The organism is Bernardetia sp. (assembly GCF_020630935.1).
In the GTDB taxonomy this organism is placed as follows: domain Bacteria; phylum Bacteroidota; class Bacteroidia; order Cytophagales; family Bernardetiaceae; genus Bernardetia.
In genome coordinates this window covers 1-20,920 of the sequence record NZ_JAHDIG010000029.1, presented here as the reverse complement: position 1 = coordinate 20,920, position 20,920 = coordinate 1, and the positions used below count along the sequence as shown (strand labels likewise).

The window sequence follows — 20,920 nt, the reverse complement described above, 5'->3', positions numbered from 1 at the left end:
GGGAATAATTTTAGGCTAGAAAATCACAGAATACTATTTCAGAGGATTATCTATATCATTTGATGTATCAGTATCGTTATCTAAATTGTTTTTTTCTTCCTCAATAACATAGTTAGTATCTACTGATGGGTTTGTTGTTATCAAGGTCTCTTCATTCGTTTCGGATATTTTTAGGTCTTTGTTTTTATCAGCGAGAGGAAAAAAATCACTTGATAGCTTTATTTTATACGCATCAAAAAGAGCTTCCGATATTTTTTCTAACAAATTGGGAGAAAGTTCGCTATCATCCTTTATGGTATGAAAAAAGAAACCTTCTTTTTTAAATTCTGGTAGTAGTTTGAATAAAATACGTTGCCAAGCAAAGGGACTCGCATTGTTATTTATCCAAGATTTTATGACTGCTACTTCTTGCATAAATTAGTCTAGTTAAAATGATTTTGAATACTAAGGATTATACTTCACAAATCTCAATAAAGGGGTAAGAAATAAGTGTAGGTGTCTGAGTTTTCCAACATAAATAAATGATTTTTGTTCTAAAAACCAAATATTGTTCTATGAAAAAGGGTTTTTATTCGTTCAATCTTGATTAAAAACAATACTATCTTTCTGTTGTGATATGTTTTTACTAGCTGATTCCTTTTTGTAAGATGAATTTGAACTTTAACAATTAATTTCTTTGTAATTGCTAAACAAAAGACTTAAATTTCTGACACAAACACTAAGACAAAAAACATAACCCAAGAAGAAAACGATGTCAAAATTGAAAGAATCAGTAACCTTTGAAGTAGAAGGTGGAGCAAAATTGAGAGGTGAAATTACGCCACAAGGAGCAAAAAACGAAGCACTACAAATTCTTTGTGCTGTTTTGCTGACAGCAGAACCTGTTATAGTAAACAATATTCCTCTTATTCGTGATGTCCTCAAACTGATTGACCTTTTAGGACATTTGGGAGTGAAAACAGAAAAACTAAGCGACCACTCTTATAAATTTGAGGCTAAAGATGTAGATTTAGATTTTTTGTATAGTCCAGATTTTATCAAGCAAGGTGGTGCATTGCGTGGTTCGGTTATGATTATGGGACCTTTGCTGGCTCGTTTTGGAAAGTGTCGCTTAGGACAACCAGGAGGAGACAAAATTGGTAGAAGAAGATTAGACACACATTTTAGAGGATTTGAAGAACTTGGCGCACGTTTTAATTATGACTCTGATAATAAATATTACAACGTTGATGCAACAAATCTAAAAGGAAAGTATATCTTATTAGAGGAAGCCTCTGTAACAGGAACAGCCAATATTGTGATGGCAGCCGTGCTTGCTCAAGGAACAACAACGCTTTACAATGCAGCTTGTGAACCTTATATTCAGCAGCTGTGTGAGATGCTTTGCCGAATGGGAGCAAAAATAGAAGGAATAGGTTCAAACCTACTGACCATTGAGGGAGTAGAAAAACTAGGAGGGACAGAACACACAATGCTTCCAGATATGATAGAGATTGGAAGTTTTATCGGTTTGGCAGCGATGACAGCTTCTGAAATTCGTATTAAAAATGCTCGTATAGATAAGCTAGGATGTATTCCAAATACCTTTAAAAAATTAGGTATTCAGATGGTCTTCGAAGACGATGATATTATTATTCCTGCACAAGAGCATTATCATGTAGATTCTTTCATCGATGGTTCTATCTTGACAATAGCTGATGCACCTTGGCCAGGCTTTACACCAGATTTGATTTCGATTGTATTAGTAGTAGCAACGCAAGCACACGGAACACTCATGATTCACCAAAAAATGTTTGAAAGTCGTTTGTTTTTTGTAGATAAACTAATTGATATGGGCGCAAAAATTATTTTGTGCGACCCACATCGTGCTACTGTTTTAGGATTGGGAAGGCAGCAAGATTTGAGGGGAATTCCGATGACTTCTCCAGATATTCGTGCAGGTGTTTCGCTTTTATTAGCAGCACTTTCGGCACAAGGAAAAAGTGTTATCCACAGCGCAGAACAAATTGATAGAGGCTATCAGTTTATTGATAAACGTCTGAATGCTCTGGGTGCAAAAATTAAGCGTATTGAGGAATGAATAGATAAGACTTGAAAAAATATAAAAAAACAGTTTACTGCAAGGTCAAACTGTTTTTTTAGTTGTCAATTTCTATATTTTTTTGAAGAAAATATCCATAAGAGTGAAACCAATAATTTCACTTTCACTATTTCTAACAAACTCAATCGGACTAATAGAGATTTCTAATACATCTTTTGTGAGTGAACCTAGTTCTTCTTTCCAAGCTCCATTTCTGTAGTAAAACAGTAGTTTTTTATCTTCAAATACTATTTTTTTACTGATTTGAAATTTACTACTAAAATACTCTCCTTCAAATTCTTTTAGTTCTTCTGATGAATGCTCATAAGGTTGAAATTTATTAAACACCCAAGGCTTTTCATTTTCAAAATCATCATACGTATATAGATTATTATCTAAGTCAAATTCAAGGATAGCATCTCCATCTTCTCCAAATAAAAATTTATGATTTCCTACAGGAATGAGTGGTGCAATTTCATCTCCATCTAGTGTCAAAACTTTCAACTTATCATCCATCAACTTTACAGCATTTGCTTTTCTGTCTTCGTCGTTGTAGTAAAACAAGTAGTTTCCTTCATACTTCTTTAGTTCGTCTTTGCTAAGTTTTATCTTCTTATAATATTTTGATAGTTGAATTTCAGTTTTTTTACTAGGAACATATAAATCTACAAACTGAAAAAAACGCTCTCTAAAGTCCCAATCAAATGTATTTTGGGTAGTAAAAAAGGCAATATCTAGTGCTGGAAAATAAAGGTACTTAGAAACAAAGCCACTCGTAATCATTCCATCGAAGCCATTAGCTTCCCAACTGTTATGCGTTTCAAATTCAACCCCTAATCCGTAATTAATGGCTGTCCCATCGTTGAGCTTTGCTTTAGTATGCATTTTTTTCCATAATGAAGGCGTACCGATAATTGATTTTCTTAGATTTTGATGCCATTTAAATATATCTCTCGGTGTAGTAAGTATTTGCCCATCACCTACATAAAACAAAGAGTACTGATGTGTTTTGTAAAATTCTCCTTCATCTTCTGTATATCCGATGGCTCTGTTTTTTATCGTATTGTATGTTGAAGTATTCACAACCGTATTTTTCATTTCAAGAGGGTTAAAAATAGCTTCTTGCAAATATTCACTATATGATTTTCCAGATATTTTCTCTATGATAGAAGCAAGTAAAATGTAGTTGATATTAGAGTAGTAAAAATATTCTCCAGGAGTAAAATAAAGCTCATCAATTTTCGTAGCAATATTTAGAAGTTGAGATTGTGTTATCAAATCTCTAAAAGTAATATCAATTACTCCCAAATAAGGGTCAATTTCTTTGATTCCACTCGTCTGATTCAGCAAATGTTCGATAGTAGGGTCTCCTTTTTTGTATCTAGGAAAGTTATCTATGTGTTTGTAAACTGGGTCTTTGATGGATAGCTTTTTTTCTTCTTCTAAAAGCAAAATAGCTGCTGCCGTAAACTGTTTGGCAATAGAACCAATATCAAAAACAGTTTTTTCCGTAATGGGAATATCATAATCAAGGTTTGCATTTCCATACTGCCTTTCTAAAATAATGCTATCTCCTTTAAAAACAGCTATCGAAAAACCAGCTTCATTTTCATTTACTTCATATAATTTATTTATTTCAGCTTTTATATTTTTTTTGTTTTGGGCTGCTATAAGATTAGGGAATAGATAAATGAGAATAAAAAATATGAATTTGATGTTGTCCATAAAATGATGAAGGTAAGTTAGATTTTAGTTGAGTAAATAGAGCTTCTAAAATACATAAAAATATAATTCTACATACGAATATACACGTCAAAGAACTTTTTAGTTGCTTGTATTGGTTAGTTTGAATATAGAAGTTAAAAAACATATTCAACTAAAAAAATAAAATTATGAATGCAGCTAAAGCCAAAAAACGAAGTAAATTCTTGTCGCTTCTTCTCCGACATCGTCCAGAGCTATTAGATTTGAAGTTAGAAGATGGAGGTTGGACAGATACACAAGCTCTTATAGAAAAAATCAATAATTATAAAAAAGGAGATATTCTTACTTTTCAAGAATTAGAATATATAGTATCAACCAACGACAAACAAAGGTTTGCCTTCAACACAGACAAAACAAAAATACGAGCCAACCAAGGACACTCTACAAATGTAGAAATGAACTACATATCCACAACTCCTCCCCCAGTATTATACCATGGAACAGCCACAAAAAATATAGATTCTATCTTGAAAAATGGAATTTTGAAAGGCAATAGGCAATATGTTCATCTTTCAGCCGATACAGAAACAGCCGAAAAAGTGGGTGCAAGACATGGAAAACCGTTTATTTTCAAAATTGAAACATTTAAAATGCAACAAGCAGGAGTAAAGTTTTATCAAGCTGAAAATGGTGTTTGGCTTACAGACTATGTTTCCAGCGAATTTTTAAAAAAATAATCCAATATAGCATAGTAAAAAAAGTGAAGTAATTTTTTTTGAATTGAAAGTCTAAAATCAATGTTTTTGTAGGTTTTGATAATTAAAATTTTCTTAAAAACTGTAATTCTTAGAGTAGGTGTGCAACATACTAGCACAAAATAGAATCTATCAGACCAAATTAATCAAGAATTTATTTTCACTCACTTAACTACAAGCTATGCAACTTGTCATTGAAAATCTTAATAAAACGTATGCTAATGGCGTACAGGCTCTCACAAATGTATCACTTACTATAAACAAAGGAATGTTTGGACTTCTTGGACCAAATGGAGCAGGAAAATCTTCTCTTATGCGAACTATCGCCACACTTCAAGAAGCTGATACAGGAACAATTACTTTCCAAAATGGAAAAAACACTATCAATGTTTTAGAAGAAAAAGATAAAGTTCGCTCCATAGTGGGATATTTACCACAAGAATTTGGTGTTTATCCGAAAGTAAGTGCAGAGGTTTTGTTAGACCACTTGGCAGTTTTGAAGGGAATCACCAATAGAACAGAAAGAAAGGAGGTTGTACATGCCCTGCTTCACAAAACCAACCTTTACGACAAGCGCAAGAAAAATTTGGGAGGATACAGTGGAGGAATGAAACAACGTTTCGGAATCGCACAAGCACTTCTTGCCAACCCAGAGCTTATCATAGTAGATGAACCCACAGCAGGACTAGACCCAGCCGAACGCAATCGTTTTCATAATCTTTTGAGCGAATTGGGAGAAAATACGATTGTTATTCTCTCTACACACATTGTAGAAGATGTAAAAGAACTTTGTACGGATATGGCAATTATCAATAAAGGTGAAGTATTACTACAAATTCATCCATTGGAAGCGATAAAACAGTTAGAAAATAAAGTGTGGAGAAAGCGAATTGAGAGAAATGAAGTGGAAGCCTATAAAAAACGAATGAATGTAATTTCAGACAGGATGAGTGCAGGAAAACCAGTAATCCACGTCTTTTCAGAATCACAACCAGAAGAAGGCTTCGAAACCGTAGAGGCAGATTTGGAAGATGTATATTTTAAATCAGTTAGCAGTCATCAGTTATCAGTAAGTCAGTAACGAGTTACCAGTTACCAGTATTTTTTGTTCTACTCACTTATCATTTACCATTTAATAAAAGATGTTACTAGAAGTTATCCGTTTCGAACTCAAATATAGGCTCAAACGTCCTGCTACCTATATTTATTTTGGTGTTTTATTTCTCCTTACCCTCCTTGCCATGACGAGCGATTTTGTTCAGATTGGAGGTGCAGCAGGGCAAGTAAAAATCAATGCTCCTGTTACACTTGCTAGAATGATTCTTATCATTACAGCATTTTTTAGTATGATTATTTCAGCTATTATGGGCGTAGGAGTGCTTCGTGATTTTGAACATAAAACCCATTCTATGCTTTTTACTACGCCTATTTCTAAGAAAGATTACTTGTTTGGGCGTTTTATTGGTTCATTTATCGTTCTAGTATTTGTTTTTAGTGGAGCATTTTTTGGAATGACATTAGGCTACATGAAAGCCTTTACAGAAGCTGGCGCAGAGAGGTTTTTAGACTTTAATTTTTGGCATTATTTACAGCCATTCTTACTATTTGGAGTAAGTAATCTTTTCATTATCGGTACGCTAATGTTTGCAGGAGGTGCATTAAGTAGAAAAATGCTTGTTGTTTATACGCAAGGAGTTCTACTTTTGGTTTTGTATATTGCTGCCTTACAGCTTTCTGATGCTCCAGAGTATAAAGATATTGTAGCTTGGCTAGACCCATTCGGTCTTTCGGCATTTGGGAGAGATATAGAATATTGGTCTATTGCTCAACAAAACTCACAGACTGTTCCACTTGCAGGTTTTGTATTGTATAATCGCTTGCTTTGGCTTGGAATTACATTCATAGGACTTTTTGTTCTCTACAAAGGATTTGCTTTCCGTGTCGTTCGTCAGAGTTTCCGTAAGCCAAAAGCAGAGAAAAAAGTAGCTGCCACTCCGATTGCACTTGTAGATTTGCCAAAAGTTAATCTAAATCTTGGTTTTGGTGCAACGCTTCAACACCTTTTAAAACTGACCGTTTTTTACTTCAAGACGCTTTTTAAAGAAGTTCCTTTTCTTGCCATTATCATTGCTGGAATGCTCATGACTCTTTCTGTTTCTTTGGATATGAATAGACTCTATGGTGCAAATTCTTTTCCAACTACTTATTCAGTAGCAGAAATGATTACAGGGCAGTTTTTCTTATTCTTCTTTATTATTGTAATTTTCTACACAGGTGAGCTGGTGTGGCGTGAGCGTCAGTATAAAATGGATTTGATTATTGATGCACTTCCTACAAAGACGTGGATAGGTATTGTAAGTAAATTCTTTGCCTTGATTCTTTCTTATTCTGTTTTGCTTGTGGCTTTGGTCTTTACAGGTGTTTTGATACAGACTTTTAAAGGCTACTACAACTATGAAATTCCACTTTATTTCAAAATGTTTTTTGGAGGTCTTTTGCCTACACTTATTATCTACACGCTTTTAGGTCTTTTTATTCAAGTAATGGTCAATAATAAATTTATTGGTTTTGCTACAATGATTGTTATTTTTATTGCTGATACGCTGCTTCAATATTTTGATGTAGAGCATCCACTTTTTCACTTCGGAGACGGAATCAGTCTTGGAACATACTCAGATATGAATACTTTTGGACACTATGTAAATCCGTTTTCTTGGATGAGTGCGTATTGGATTATGTTCTCAGTGGTGCTTTTGTTTTTAGCAATTTATTTCTCTGTTAGAGGAACAGAAAACAACATTCAAACTCGCTACAATATTGGAAAGTTGAGAGCAAATACTACTTGGACGGTGGGCTTTGTAATTGCTATTACGGCAGTTGTCTTTTTAGGTTCTTTTGCATTTTATAATACAAATATTCTAAACGAATATAAAAACTCTCACGACCAAGAACTTCAACAGGTAGCGTATGAACAAAGTCTAAAGCAATTTAAAGATGTAGAGTTACCAAAAATTACGGCTGCTAATCTCAAAGTTGATATTTATCCCAAGGAAAGAGATATTACCGTAGAAGGTTATTTTACACTCAAAAACAAAACAGACAAGCCTATCAAAGATATTCATATCCAAAAAGGAGATAGAGGAAGTATCAGAACAGAATACTTGAAATTTTCAAAAGAAGTAGGCTTGAAGGACAAGTTTGAGGAATTTAACTATGAAATCTACACACTTGCTAAACCGTTGCAACCGAATGAAACTATAAATCTAAATTTCAAAATGGTTTTGGAAACAAAAGGTTTTGTAACTCGTGGTAGCAATACACAAGTTGTAGAAAATGGAACATTTATCAATAATACATCTTTTCCGTCTTTAGGCTATAATGAAGGGTATGAAATTTCAGATGATGACAAGCGTAAAGAACATAAATTACCAGAAAAAGAACGTATGCCAGCTCGTGAGGAAGAAAAATTCCATTCGCACAACCTTTTTGGAAATGATGCTGACATGATAGATTTTGAAATCGTGATGAGTACGTCGCCAGACCAAATTGCCATTGCCCCTGGATATTTGCAAAAAGAGTGGACAGAAAATGACAGACATTATTTCCATTACAAAATGGATGCTCCGATGGCAAATTTCTATGCCATGCTTTCTGGAAGATATGAAGTAATGAGAGACAAATGGCTTTCTAAGGCTGATTCTACTGGGAAACAGAAAGAGGTTGCTCTTGAGATTTATTATCACCAAGACCATACAGCCAACTTAGATAGAATGATGAACGGAATGAAAGATGCTCTATCTTATTTTTCTGAAAACTTTGGAGAATATCAGCATCGTCAACTTCGTATTATTGAGTTTCCTCGTTACCAAACGTTTGCACAATCATTTGCCAACACTGTCCCATATTCAGAAGCCATTGGTTTTATGCTAAAGATGGAAAAAGATGATGTGGATATGAACTATTACGTTACGGCACACGAAACGGCACACCAGTGGTGGGGACACCAAGTGACAGAAGCTCCAGTGCAGGGAAGTACGATGCTTTCAGAAACGCTTTCTCAGTATTCTGCTCTTATGGTAATGAAAAATAAATATCCAAAAGAGCTAGTTCAGAAATTTTTGAAATATGAATTAGACAGATATTTGAGAGGACGAAACAGAGAACGTAAAAAAGAATTGCCTCTTGACCTTGTAGAAGGGCAACAGTATATTCATTATCGTAAAGGTTCTTTGATTATGTATGCTTTGCAAGACTATATTGGAGAAGACAAAATCAATTTGGCTCTTAGAAATTATCTCAACAAATGGAAATTCTCTGAAGGAGATTATCCAACAACAACAGATTTGACAAATGAGATAAAAGCTGTTACACCAGATTCTTTGCAATATTTGATTACAGATTTGGTAGAAACTATCACTTTCTATGAAAATAAAACTGAAAAAGCCACTTATAAAGAACTTGAAAACGATATGTATGAAGTTACTTTAGAGCTTTCTAGTAATAAAACAGTCGCAGATTCATTAGGAACAGAAACAGAATTACCTTTAACAGAATGGGTGGATATTGGAGTATATGGAGAAAAACCAGAAGAAGCCGATGCAGATGGCTACTCATTTGCACCTCTTTTGTATCTTGAAAAACATCAGATTACAAAGGAAAAAACTACCATTACAGTAAAAGTTAAAGGCAAACCTGCAAAAGCTGGCATTGACCCCCTCAACAAACTCATTGACCGTCATCCAGATGATAATGTCGTGAAGGTAGAGAAAGAGTAGTTTTTATCACACAAACACAAAACCACTTTTTAGAATATTCTAAAAAGTGGTTTTTATTTTTTGCGAGAAAAATAAACTCTTAGCAAAGCTCTTCAAAAACAGCTTTCAAGTGTTCAGAGATAGCTTCTGCCGAACGCCCTTCAATGTGATGACGCTCTACAAAATGAATTACTTCGCCATTTTTGAAAAGTGCAATCGATGGAGAAGATGGTGGGTAAGGCATTGCAAGTTCACGCACTTTTTCCACAGCTTCTTTATCTACACCTGCAAAAACAGTTGCTAGTTGAGTAGGTTTTTTGTTCGTCTTTTCTAAAGCCATACGAACTCCAGGGCGAGCTGCTCCAGCAGCACAACCACAAACAGAGTTGATAACCATAAGCGTAGTTCCTGCTTCTGAAAGTACAGTTTCTACTTGCTCTGGTGTAGTTACGTCTTTAAAACCTATATTTACGAGTTCGCCTTTCATTGGCGTTGTCAAATGTTCTGGATACATAGTTTTTGAATTGGTAATTTTATAATATAAACTGGTTAAAACCCTAAGGAGCTTCAAGACCCTTAGGGTTTAGTATTATCTTACATAAAGCCAAGCTGCAAACGAGCAGCTTCTGACATCATTTCAGTTTCGTAAGGAGGGTCAAAGGTAAGTTCTACATTTACCTCATCTACTCCTACTACGGCTTTTACTTTTTCTTCTACTTCTGCTGGAATTTGCTCTGCTGACGGACAGTTGGGCGAAGTTAGGGTCATCAAAATATGAACGCTTGCTTTGTTGGGTACAAGCTCCACCGTATTGATTTCATAAATCAGTCCCAACTCATAAATATCGACAGGAATTTCAGGGTCATAAATAGTTTGAATAGCATTAATGACTCTATCTCGTGTCGAAACAGCAGGAGTAGTATTTGTATTTTCTGTATTTTCCATTGTGTAATAAGTCTAATAGAAGTTACGTAGAATTGAATTTTCAATTGACTTCGTCGTCTTCCAGTTCGTAATTAGCTACGCTGATTACTTCGTAATTTACTAATTCGTAATTGAATAATTTAAACTGCTTGATAAGCAAGTGCATAAATTTTCATTTGTTTTACCATAGAAGCCAGTCCGTTCGAACGGTTCATTGATAAGAGCTGACCAAGTCCAATTTTATCAATAAAGTAAAGGTCAGACGAAGTGATTTCTTTTGCTGGTTGTTCTGACAAAACACGCATCAAAAGACTTACCAAACCTTTGACAAGCGTAGAATCACTGTCTGCAAAGTATTTTATCTGTGTTTCTCCATTTTTTTCTGACTTTTGGGCAGTAAGCCATACCTTCGACTGACAGCCTTTGATTAAATTCTCATCTTTATAATCTTCTTTTGGTAGGTTTTCTAATTTTTTTCCTAATTCTATAATATAACCGTATTGGTCGTTTTTGTTATCAAAAAGTGCAAATTCTTCTATAATTTCGTCTTGAATTTGATTGATAGTCATAATTAGTTTTTCTTTTAGTGTTGTATTAATTGTACCTACAAAGATAGTGAATTTAGAAGTTATTTATGTAGTCTAGGAGGCTGATGTACAGAAAACAACTATAATAAGGTGTATCACATCCATTTGTAAAGTAAATATTTTTTCCTTTTTTTGTAACAAAAAATAACGTGTAAGAAGACTTGGAGAATTAGATAGGACATAAAAGTTATTGGTGTCGCTACGCTAAAACACCAGCAATGGTATTTTTTCCCTGTTCATGTCCAGTACTCTATTGGAGAATATCTTTTAAGTCTTTTTTATTTTAATATGATTTTCAGTAAGCTATGAAATTAAAAGTAAAATTAATTTTTCTTTCCTTATTTCTAATTGTTTCATTTTCTTCCTGTGGTTCTTTGTTTGGTAAGAAAAAAGACCCTTCTGATAACACAGCAAAGGCTGGAGAATATTCTGAAACAGGAATTGCTTCTTACTATGGAGACAAATACGAAGGCAGACCCACAGCAAGTGGAGAAAAATTTAAACAAAAACTACTCACAGCAGCTCATAGAACATTACCTTTCGGTACGATGGTAACGGTTACTAATTTGAAAAATAATAAAAAGATTAGAGTACGAATAAACGACCGAGGTCCTTTTGTAAAAGGACGAATCATCGACGTTACACGAAAGGGCGCAGAAATATTAGACTTTGTTCGTGAGGGTCTAACAGAAGTTAGGATAGAATATGACTTAGAAAAATAAGTAGTAATCCAAGTTGTATTCTATCAAATTTTGTGTTTTTTGAGTAAAAAATTAAACTATAAAGATAAAACAAACGATTCTACTACATTTAATTCGTAATTGATAATTTGTAATTGATAATTACCTTGTAAGACTGCTCTTTTTTTGCTTTATTAGCTATTTGATTTTCAAATCCAAAACTCACACAATAACATAAAGCGTGTTCCAAGAAGATTTAATTTTACGAGATGACAAGTTTGAAGTTGACCAAATTGGTAGATACAAACTTTGCTTTGCCCTAACGCTCACTCAATGCCGTTTGGCTGTTTTTGATACAAAGTCAGACCGTTGTTTATGCTACGAACGTTATGTTACAGATACTCCTTTTGAAGATGAAGAGAAAACCTTGGAAGCCTTTAGTGCTTTAGTGGACACACATAGTTTTGCTTCGGCAGGCTATTGGCAAAAAATTGCGCTGATGATGGGTGGAAAAGAGTTTACTTTTGTTCCTGATGAGCATTTCAGAACAGAATATGCTCTTTCTTATTTGCGATTTAATACGACATTAGACACAAATAAAAGTTATGTGCAGTTTAGTGAACACCAACTTGCTTCTACAAACTGTCTTTTCTCTATGCCTAAAAATATTTCGGATTGGATAGAGGAAAAGTATCCACATCAGAAAACAGGAATTACGTATGTTCATCAGACAGCAGCATTTTTAGAAGGACTTTTATTGCAAGAAAACAAAGCAAATCAAGTACACGCACTCATAGAAGGAAATCAGCTTTTTGTGGCGATTTTAGATGGACAAGATTTGCTTTTTCTCAATCGTTTTGAGTTCAAAAATGCTGAAGAAGTAGCTTATTTTGTTTTGGCTGTCAGCGATGATATACAGATTGACTCTCAAAAATTAGAAGTGTTTTTATACGGACAAATTAATAAAGAAGGAAAAATATTCAAACTTTTAGATAGGTATTCGTATGTGAAATTTGCTCAACGACCACCACATTTAGCTTTTAGCTATCATTTTGATAGACTAGAAAGTCACGAAGATTTTGATTTGTTTAGTTTATATTATGTCAAAACGGTTTGAGTTTCTTAGTAGTAAGTAGTTTTTAGTAGAGTATGCTTAATTAAAATATGCGTAAAGAATTAATAGAGTTGGTTTTCAAGATTGCTAAAGAAAAAAATGCTTTTGAGCAGTTAGAGGATTATGTAAATACTATTAGCAAGAAAAAGCTAGTTGAAAATATCATAGATGTAGGTATTTTACCAGAAATATTTAATCATGATAGTTCAGAAGAAAAAATATGGGCTAAACTTTCTGATATTTTCTTAGCTAAATCACTCAATTATTTAGGAATTAAATCTGAGGTTTTAGGAGCTAGAGGAAATTCGGCAGATGTTATAGGAAGAACAAAGGAATATACTCTAGTAGCAGATGCAAAAACATTTAGGTTAAGTAGAACAGCTAAAAATCAAAAAGATTTTAAAGTCAATGCTTTAGATACTTGGAGAGAGACAAATAACTATGCTTTATTGGTTGCTCCTTTGGCTCAATACCCAAATAGAAAAAGTCAGATTTATTCTCAAGCTATTTTGAAAAATGTAACTTTACTTTCATATACTCATCTACATTTTCTGCTAGATTATCATAATCAAAATTCTTTCAAGTCCGTATTAGAAACAGGAAAGGTATTAGCCAAACAGTCTAATTTACAACGTCAAAATGCTATTCAGTACTGGGAATTTATTGACAAAATAGTAGCAGGTTCAGTAAATCAATCAGTAGAAAAAATTAAAGAATATAGAAATTTAGAAATTCAGAAAACGAAACAAATTGGACTAGAAGGGATTAGCTATTGGAATGATAAAATAAAATCTTTTAAACAACTTTCAAAGGATGAAGCTATCAGGTTACTGATAAAGTCACAGAAGATAGAAAATAAGATTAAGACGATTGAGAAGACTATCAATATTTCAACAAAATAAGAGCTATGAACAAAGACTATTTAAACAAAATCATTAACGGAGATTGTAAAGAACACTTAAAAAAATTAGAAACTGAAAGTATAGACTTATTTCTTTCAGACATTCCCTATGGAATAAATTTAGATGAGTGGGATGTTTTACATAAAAATACAAATTCAGCTCTTTTAGGAGAATCACCAGCCCAAAAAGGAAAAACAGGATTTAAGCGTAGAGGAAAACCGATAAATGGTTGGAGTAGTGCAGATAGAAATAGTGGAAAAGAATATCAAGAATGGTGTCAGAGTTGGTCGTCTCTTATTTTTCCAATTATGAAAGAAGGTGCGTCTGTTTTTGTTTTTGGTGCAAGAAGAACACTACACCGAGCTATAAATGCTTTTGAAGACAGTGGTTTTTTATTGAAAGATGTCTTGGCTTGGAAGAAGCCTTCTGCTCATCATAGAGCACAACGCTTATCTGGAATTTTAGAAAAACGTGGTTTAAAAAGTGAAGCTGAAAAATGGAAAGGATGGAGGTTAGGAAATCTTGCTCCGATTTATGAACCTATTGCTTGGTTTTTTAAACCTTACAAAATTACAATTACAGACAATATTTTAAAAAACGAGGTAGGAGCTTTAAATATTGAGGAATGTAAAATTAATGGGACAAGTCCTACTAATTTACTAGAATTTGGTTTTGAGTCTGTTTATGATGAAAATAAGTTTCACGAAGCTCAAAAACCAGTTGCATTATTAGAATTTTTGATAACACTTACAACAACAGAAAATCAAATTATTCTTGACCCTTTTATGGGAAGTGGTACAACGGCTGTAGCAGCAAAGAAATTGAATAGAAATTTTATTGGTTTTGAAATTGATAAAAATTATACAATATTAGCCAACGAAAGAGTAGAAAATGTCGTACAAAAAAACGATATAAAAATTTATTCTTCAAAAAAATCAGAAAACGGAAATTTGAATTTATTTTATAAATCATAAAAAGAAATTATGGCAAAATTTGAAGTAACAGGTATTTCATCGGCAGAAGATAGTTTTTTCGACCGTCAAGAACGCATTGATTGGTGGGAACAAGAGAAACTCAAAAATGCAACCGTTTTAGTAGTAGGGGCTGGTGCTATCGGCAACGAAACCTTAAAAAACTTAGCTCTTTTAGGAGTGGGAAATATTCTGATTACAGATTTTGACGACATTTCAAAGTCAAATCTAAGCCGAACCGTTTTGTTTAGAAAAGGCGACCAAGGCAAACGAAAAGCACAAACGGCAGCCGAAAGAATAAAAGAAATGGCTCTTTCAGATGATTTTAAAGTCAATTATTTTGAAGGTGACGTAGTTTGGGAACTTGGAACAGGCGTTTACAGGCACGTTGATATTGTTTTGGGTTGTTTGGATAATGTAGAAACAAGAATAGCTGTTAATAAACAATGTTATTTGGCTGGCACACCTTGGATAGATGCAGGGATTTATGAACTAGGTTTGAGAGTTAATTTTTATCAACCTCCTCATGCGCCGTGTTATCAGTGTAGTTTGTCGCCAAACCAGTGGCAAGCAGCGAGAGAACGTTATTCTTGTGATGATTTTAAAAAGCAAGTAACGAGTGAAGGAAAAATTCCGACAGTTCAGATTGCTTCGGCTTTAGTAGGAGCTTTGCAAGTACAAGAAGCCGTAAAGTTTTTGTGTGGACAAGAAGTAGCTCTAGGAAAACAGATTTATTATCAAGGAAAAACCAACGACTTTGATGTTTTCGATATGCCAGAAAATCCAGACTGTTGGGCGCATCAAGTAAGTTATGATGAAATTATCTCTTTAGATTTGGATACAGATATTTCGCTCAAAGATTTTTTAACTGAAATTTCTAAAGAAGAACACTCTGGCGAAGGTGCAACCTTAGATTTTAGAGGAGACAGAACATTTGTTAAGTCTATGTCGTGTAGAGGATGCCAAAAGGAAATTGAGTTTTACCGACCTTCTTTCCGTATTTATGACTATGAGAGCCATTGTGAAGAATGTAGAAGTGAAGGCGAGCAGAATACTGAAAACCAAACGCCTGCACCAAAACAAACACTTGGACAGTTCAACTTAAAAGACACAGAAGAAAAATTACTCAACTTTTCACTCTATGATTTGGGAGTTCCTATTTTGCATGTCGTAGCAGTTCAAGATACAGAAGGAAATCATAAATACTATGAACTGACAGGAGATAAGAAAAAACTGTTTTCGTAGGTCAAATCTCTTGCTATTGACAGACAATGAACTGTATTTTCATTAATCATTTATAACTAACCATTAATCACTAATTTGAACGTTATTTTTATTGGTGCTGGCAATGTAGCTTGGCATTTGGCATCTTTATTTTCAGAAAAAGAAAACCTAGAAATCACTCATATTTGGAGCAGAACAAAAGAAAATGCTGAAATTCTAAAAGAAAAAATTGATAAGAAGAGCATTCAAGTTTATCATTCACTAGAAGGTTTAGATTTTTCTAAAACAGATGCAGATTTAGCCATTTTATCCATTGCAGATAATGCTTTTGAGAGTGTTTTGTCAAAGCTCATTCTTCCAAAAAACTGTATTTTGGCGCATACTTCTGGCTCACAACCTATGCAAATGTTGCAAAAAGCCAGTCAAAACGTACTAGGTGAAAAAATAGAGAAAATAGGTGTTTTTTATCCTTTACAAACTTTTAGTAAGGCAAAACAAGTGGATTTTAGTCAGATTCCATTTTGTATAGAATCGAATGATAAAGAAATTGAAGAAAAACTGTTTACTCTAGCGCAAGAATGTTCTGAAAAAGTGTTTAAAGTATCTTCAAAAGATAGAGGTATTTTACATGTAGCTGCCGTCTTTGCCTGTAATTTTTCGAATTACCTTTGGACAATTAGTGAAACCATTTTGAAGGAAAAAAAACTTCCCTTCGACATGCTCAAACCTCTTTTGGAAGAAACACTACAAAAAGCCTTAGAGATAAATCCTTCCAACGCACAAACAGGACCTGCTATTAGGAATGATAAAAAGGTTATTGAAAAGCATATCAATATGCTAGAGGAAATGAATTTGGATGATAATTTTTGTCAAATTTATAGACTCATGACAGAGAGTATTCAAAATAAATAAAAACAAAACTATGGTCATCATAGACAGTAAATCTGGGCAGCTTGCCAACCGTATTTTTTCCTTTGCTTTTTTTATTGCAAATGCCATAGAACACAATCATACACTTTATAATCCCACTTTTGACGAATATGAAAAGTATTTTCCAAGAGTTTTAGAAAATCGCTTTTTAAATTATTCTATCAAAACTCGTCTTTCAGAAAATGAAATGATAGATAAGTTTTTGAAACAAAATTTAGAACGTTTGCGCTATCGCTTGCCAAAAATTGACAAGAAGAAAAGATGGATAGAAACACTCAATATTTCTGATTGTGACAAAAATGAAAAGAAATACGATTTAAATAGTCAGGAGTTTTTAGAAAAGACAAACAAAATTTTGTTTGTGCAGGGTTGGAACTTTAGAGATTATGAAAATTTTGACAAACATGCTGATAAGCTCCGAACTATTTTTAAGCCAAAGCAAGAACATTTAGACAATATAGCAGAGCTGATGCAAAAAAATAGGCAAGATGTAGATACATTGATAGGAGTGCATATTCGTAGAGGAGATTATAAAGACTTTTTTGGTGGAAAATATTTTTTTGAGTGGACAGAATACGCTGATTTTTTGGTTCAAATTGTAGAAGAAGTAAAGAAAGAAAACCCTAATCAAAAGGTGCGTTTTATGCTTTGCTCAAATGATAAAATTCAAACCACATCTTTTGAAGAACGTAACCTAGATATTTGCTTTTCTACCAATCATTTCTTGGAAGATATGTATGCTTTAGCAGCCTGTGATTATATTTTGGGCGTGCCAAGTTCCTATTCTATGTGGGCATCTTTTTATGGAAAAACGCCTCTACGTATTTTAGATAAAAAAGGAATTCAGATTTCACTTCAAGAATTTAGCCCCATCAAAACAATAGACCATTTTGAAAATGGAAAAGTATTTAAGCACGAATTAGAATAGAGCTATCTAAAAATATTCTTTTTTCTCTTATCTTTATAAGATGAAATTTTATTTTATAGACACCAACGAAAAAGTTACTGATGCTTGGAAAAAAGTATTTCAAGATGTAGAAAATGTAATTATAAAAAACGATTCTATTTTTAATTATCCTTCTGATGTAATTGTTAGTCCAGCCAATAGTTTTGGCTTTATGAATGGAGGAATTGACTTTGCTATCTCTAAAAATTTGGGGTGGCATATTGAGAAAAGACTGCAAAAAGTTATCAGAGAAAAATATTTCGGCGAGCTTTTGGTTGGACAAGCTGAAATTATTCCTACCGACCACACAGATTTTCCTTATCTGATTTCTGCCCCCACAATGCGAACACCTATGACGATTCATAGAAGTCCGAATGTATATTTAAGTATGAAGGCAATACTTGTTCTTTTAAAATATGGAAGATTTGAAGATGGAGAACCTATAAAAAATAAAGTAAAAACTATTGCCTTGTCTGGTTTAGGTACAGGAGTGGGACAGGTTGCTCCTCTACTTTGTGCTAGAAGTATGCGAATTGCTTGGGAAGATATAATGAATGAAAAATTTAAGACAAAAGAAGGATGGGAAGAACTGCGCTCTAACTATGCTTATTTTTTTACTCATCATGATAGAGACATCACGTATGATATTCCCTAGCTATTGAAAGTTGAAATATCCTATTCTAAAATGCTTGTTTTTTGAGAGTAATTCAGTATATTGGTAGTAAGTGAATACGAAAAAATAAGAGAGCTTACCAAAGCAGATTTGCAAGCATAATATGAAAAATCTGTGATTAGATTTTCAATAAAACAAAAAACTGCCCTTGTTTTCTAAAAGTTTTATGCTAACTTTATTATACTAAAATAAAAAAGTAAAATTTCAACTAGCACAAAACGAGGAAATATAGTAGAAGATAAAATAAAGGTGAAAAGTAACTTGAAAGAGTTTTATAATAGCTTCTAAAGATTCGTATTGATACTGTTTTTCAAATCGTTACCCTATCTTATCAAAAGGTTTTAAAATGGTAGAGCAAAAAGTAAATCTCAAGAAAACATTAAAAGAAGTTTTCGGATATAATCAATTTAGAGGAAATCAAGAAACAATTATTCAGAACTTACTAGATGGTAAAAATACATTTGTTATTATGCCTACTGGTGCAGGAAAATCTCTCTGCTATCAGCTTCCTGCCATTGTGCAAGGAGGAACGGCTATCGTAATTTCTCCTTTAATTGCTCTGATGAAAAACCAAGTTGACCAGCTAAATGCTGTTGGTGTAAATGCTTCTTTTCTAAACTCTACTCTTTCCAAATCGGAGAGCAATAAAGTGAAGAAGTCAGTCTTGGCAGGAGATACAAAATTGCTTTATGTTGCCCCAGAATCACTTACCAAACAAGAAAATCTAGATTTTCTAGCGAAAGCAAATATTTCTTTTATTGCTATTGATGAAGCACACTGTATTTCAGAGTGGGGACACGATTTTCGCCCAGAATATCGTCGTATTCGCTTCATTGTTGACGAACTTGGAGATTTGCCTATCATTGCTCTTACAGCTACAGCTACACCAAAAGTACAACAAGACATTCAGAAAAATCTACACATGGAAGATGCAAATGTTTTCAAAACATCTTTCAATCGTCAGAATTTGTATTACGAAGTACGTCCGAAAAAAAATGTCAAGAAGCAACTTATTAAATATTTAAAAGGAAAAAAGGGGCAGTCTGGAATTATTTATTGTTTGAGTAGAAAGAAAGTAGAAGAAATCAATGAGTTTTTAAATGTAAATGATATAAAATCTCGTCCCTACCATGCAGGACTAGATTCTAGTGTCAGAATGCAAAATCAAGATGCTTTTCTCAATGAAGAGGCTGATGTTATCGTTGCTACGATTGCTTTTGGAATGGGAATAGATAAGCCAGATGTTCGTTTTGTGATTCATTATGATGCTCCAAAATCGTTAGAAGGTTATTATCAAGAAACAGGAAGAGCAGGTAGAGACGGACTAAATGCTGATTGTATTATGTTTTACAGTCCAGAAGATATACATAAGCTAGAAAAATTTAATAAAGACAAGCCTGTAACGGAGCGAGACAATGCACGCCATCTTCTACAAGAAATGATGGACTACGCTACTTCGGGAGTATGTAGAAGAAGGCAGTTACTTCATTATTTTGGAGAAAATGTAGAAAAAGATGGTGGGTTCAATGATAATACAGATAATCCAAAACCAAAATTTGAAGCCAACGAACATATTGAGTGGGTTTTGAAAGCTGTAAAGGAGACAGAAGAACGTTTTACAATTAGCCATATTGCTGATGTTTTGATGGGAACAGAAACAGATTATGTGAAAAGTTATAGCCATGATAAAGTAAGTGTTTTTGGAAAAGGAAAAAATCAAACAGTTTTGTATTGGCGTTCTGTGATTCGTCAAGTATTATTATTCAACTTTTTGAGTAAAGATTTTGAACATCATGGAGTGGTTAAACTCAATGAAAAAGGCATAGACTTTTTAGAAAATCCGAAAAAATATAAAATTTTACTGACCGAAGACCACGATTTTAGTAAAATTACGGCAGAAGATGAGGAAAAAGACATTGGAGGTTCTACTCAAAACAAAGGACATGACCCAGTTTTGTTTGATTTACTTAAAAAATTACGCAAAAAAATAGCTAAAGAGAGAGGGTTTCCTCCTTACGTTATTTTTCAAGACCCTTCTTTGGAAGAGATTGCAACGGTCTATCCTACTACGAAAGACGAACTAGCACAGATAAATGGTGTTGGAATGGCGAAAGTGGAGAAGTTTGGAAAAGCCTTTTTGGAAGCTATCAATAAATATGTAGAGGAAAATGAGATAGAAACCAATTCAGAGGTATTAGTAAAGCAGACAGCAAACAAATCTAAGGTAAAGATATTTATCATTCAGCAAATTGATAGAATGATTGATTTAGAAGAAATTGCTGAAGCAAAGGGAATGAAAGTAGCTGAACTAATTTCTGAAATAGAACATATCTGTTATTCAGGAACAAAATTAAATCTTGATTATTATATCGATAATATCATGGACTACGACCGTCAAGATGAAATTTATGAGTATTTTATGGAAGCAGAAACAGATAGCATAACAGCTGCAATGGAAGAGTTTGAAGACGAATATGGAGAAGATGAGCTACGACTTATGCGTATTAAGTTCTTGTCTGAATATGCAATGTAGTTGTATTTATCTTATATCATAGAATTGAAGAATAAATTTAATTCTGTTTTAGAATAAAATAAATTTGAGGTAAAAAGACGTTTTGATATATCTAACGTCTTTTTTTTGTGCTTTTGATTTTGTTTTTTTAATGTGAAAATATA

At 33.5% G+C, this 20,920-nt stretch carries 18 protein-coding genes; 13 read left to right on the top strand and 5 right to left on the bottom strand.

Features of this window, described 5'->3' with window-relative positions; translation table 11 throughout:
* Positions 1 to 33: 33 nt before the first annotated feature.
* Positions 34 to 414 carry a hypothetical protein gene (locus QZ659_RS09795; RefSeq protein WP_291725507.1) on the bottom strand — a complete coding sequence of 127 codons (381 nt, stop codon included), beginning with the start codon at positions 412 to 414 and terminating at the stop codon, positions 34 to 36.
* A gap of 337 nt (positions 415 to 751) precedes the next feature.
* Here QZ659_RS09795 and murA point away from each other — a divergent pair, with 337 nt between their 5' ends.
* Positions 752 to 2,080: a UDP-N-acetylglucosamine 1-carboxyvinyltransferase gene (murA, locus tag QZ659_RS09790; RefSeq protein WP_291725506.1), complete on the top strand. Its 1,329-nt coding sequence runs from the start codon at positions 752 to 754 to the stop codon at positions 2,078 to 2,080.
* 72 nt (positions 2,081 to 2,152) lie between these two features.
* On the opposite strand, the gene QZ659_RS09785 is transcribed toward murA, so the two are convergent.
* Positions 2,153 to 3,805 carry a serine hydrolase domain-containing protein gene (locus QZ659_RS09785; protein ID WP_291725503.1) on the bottom strand — a complete coding sequence of 551 codons (1,653 nt, stop codon included), beginning with the start codon at positions 3,803 to 3,805 and terminating at the stop codon, positions 2,153 to 2,155.
* A 167-nt stretch (positions 3,806 to 3,972) separates the two neighbouring features.
* Between QZ659_RS09785 and QZ659_RS09780 the strand changes: the two genes are divergently transcribed.
* The 3 genes from QZ659_RS09780 to QZ659_RS09770 all read left to right on the top strand — a co-directional run bounded on the left by QZ659_RS09780 (position 3,973) and on the right by QZ659_RS09770 (position 9,314).
* Entirely contained in the window at positions 3,973 to 4,521 is a 549-nt protein-coding gene (locus QZ659_RS09780) for an RNA 2'-phosphotransferase (RefSeq protein WP_291725501.1), read from the top strand.
* Positions 4,522 to 4,720: 199 nt separating this feature from the next.
* Complete coding sequence (locus QZ659_RS09775; RefSeq protein ID WP_291725499.1) at positions 4,721 to 5,620, top strand: ABC transporter ATP-binding protein; 900 nt, start codon at positions 4,721 to 4,723, stop codon at positions 5,618 to 5,620.
* A gap of 61 nt (positions 5,621 to 5,681) precedes the next feature.
* Complete coding sequence (locus QZ659_RS09770) at positions 5,682 to 9,314, top strand: M1 family aminopeptidase (protein ID WP_291725497.1); 3,633 nt, start codon at positions 5,682 to 5,684, stop codon at positions 9,312 to 9,314.
* Positions 9,315 to 9,393: 79 nt separating this feature from the next.
* On the opposite strand, the gene QZ659_RS09765 is transcribed toward QZ659_RS09770, so the two are convergent.
* The 3 genes from QZ659_RS09765 to QZ659_RS09755 all read right to left on the bottom strand — a co-directional run bounded on the left by QZ659_RS09765 (position 9,394) and on the right by QZ659_RS09755 (position 10,786).
* The gene (locus tag QZ659_RS09765; protein ID WP_291725495.1) at positions 9,394 to 9,807 is read right to left on the bottom strand and encodes a BrxA/BrxB family bacilliredoxin; all 414 of its coding nucleotides are present in this window, start codon (positions 9,805 to 9,807) and stop codon (positions 9,394 to 9,396) included.
* Positions 9,808 to 9,887: 80 nt separating this feature from the next.
* On the bottom strand, positions 9,888 to 10,238 hold the full coding sequence (locus tag QZ659_RS09760; protein ID WP_291725493.1) for an iron-sulfur cluster assembly protein: 351 nt from the start codon (positions 10,236 to 10,238) through the stop codon (positions 9,888 to 9,890).
* Positions 10,239 to 10,357: 119 nt separating this feature from the next.
* Positions 10,358 to 10,786 (bottom strand): SufE family protein, encoded by a 429-nt coding sequence (locus QZ659_RS09755; protein WP_291725491.1) that lies wholly within the window; start codon positions 10,784 to 10,786, stop codon positions 10,358 to 10,360.
* A gap of 323 nt (positions 10,787 to 11,109) precedes the next feature.
* Between QZ659_RS09755 and QZ659_RS09750 the strand changes: the two genes are divergently transcribed.
* The 9 genes from QZ659_RS09750 to recQ all read left to right on the top strand — a co-directional run bounded on the left by QZ659_RS09750 (position 11,110) and on the right by recQ (position 20,777).
* Positions 11,110 to 11,526: a septal ring lytic transglycosylase RlpA family protein gene (locus QZ659_RS09750; protein ID WP_291725489.1), complete on the top strand. Its 417-nt coding sequence runs from the start codon at positions 11,110 to 11,112 to the stop codon at positions 11,524 to 11,526.
* 199 nt (positions 11,527 to 11,725) lie between these two features.
* Positions 11,726 to 12,601, top strand: a complete 876-nt coding sequence (locus QZ659_RS09745; protein WP_291725487.1) for a DUF3822 family protein — start codon at positions 11,726 to 11,728, stop codon at positions 12,599 to 12,601.
* A gap of 47 nt (positions 12,602 to 12,648) precedes the next feature.
* Entirely contained in the window at positions 12,649 to 13,500 is an 852-nt protein-coding gene (locus tag QZ659_RS09740; RefSeq protein WP_291725485.1) for a HindIII family type II restriction endonuclease, read from the top strand.
* Positions 13,501 to 13,505: 5 nt separating this feature from the next.
* Positions 13,506 to 14,474, top strand: coding sequence for a DNA-methyltransferase (locus QZ659_RS09735; RefSeq protein ID WP_291725483.1), 969 nt, complete (start codon positions 13,506 to 13,508; stop codon positions 14,472 to 14,474).
* Positions 14,475 to 14,483: 9 nt separating this feature from the next.
* The gene (locus QZ659_RS09730; protein WP_291725481.1) at positions 14,484 to 15,716 is read left to right on the top strand and encodes a HesA/MoeB/ThiF family protein; all 1,233 of its coding nucleotides are present in this window, start codon (positions 14,484 to 14,486) and stop codon (positions 15,714 to 15,716) included.
* Between the two features lie 75 nt (positions 15,717 to 15,791).
* Positions 15,792 to 16,607: a Rossmann-like and DUF2520 domain-containing protein gene (locus QZ659_RS09725; protein WP_291725479.1), complete on the top strand. Its 816-nt coding sequence runs from the start codon at positions 15,792 to 15,794 to the stop codon at positions 16,605 to 16,607.
* 10 nt (positions 16,608 to 16,617) lie between these two features.
* Positions 16,618 to 17,553 carry an alpha-1,2-fucosyltransferase gene (locus tag QZ659_RS09720; protein WP_291725477.1) on the top strand — a complete coding sequence of 312 codons (936 nt, stop codon included), beginning with the start codon at positions 16,618 to 16,620 and terminating at the stop codon, positions 17,551 to 17,553.
* Positions 17,554 to 17,593: 40 nt separating this feature from the next.
* Entirely contained in the window at positions 17,594 to 18,226 is a 633-nt protein-coding gene (locus QZ659_RS09715) for a macro domain-containing protein (RefSeq protein ID WP_291725474.1), read from the top strand.
* 364 nt (positions 18,227 to 18,590) lie between these two features.
* Entirely contained in the window at positions 18,591 to 20,777 is a 2,187-nt protein-coding gene (recQ, locus tag QZ659_RS09710; RefSeq protein ID WP_291725472.1) for a DNA helicase RecQ, read from the top strand.
* Positions 20,778 to 20,920: the final 143 nt, after the last annotated feature.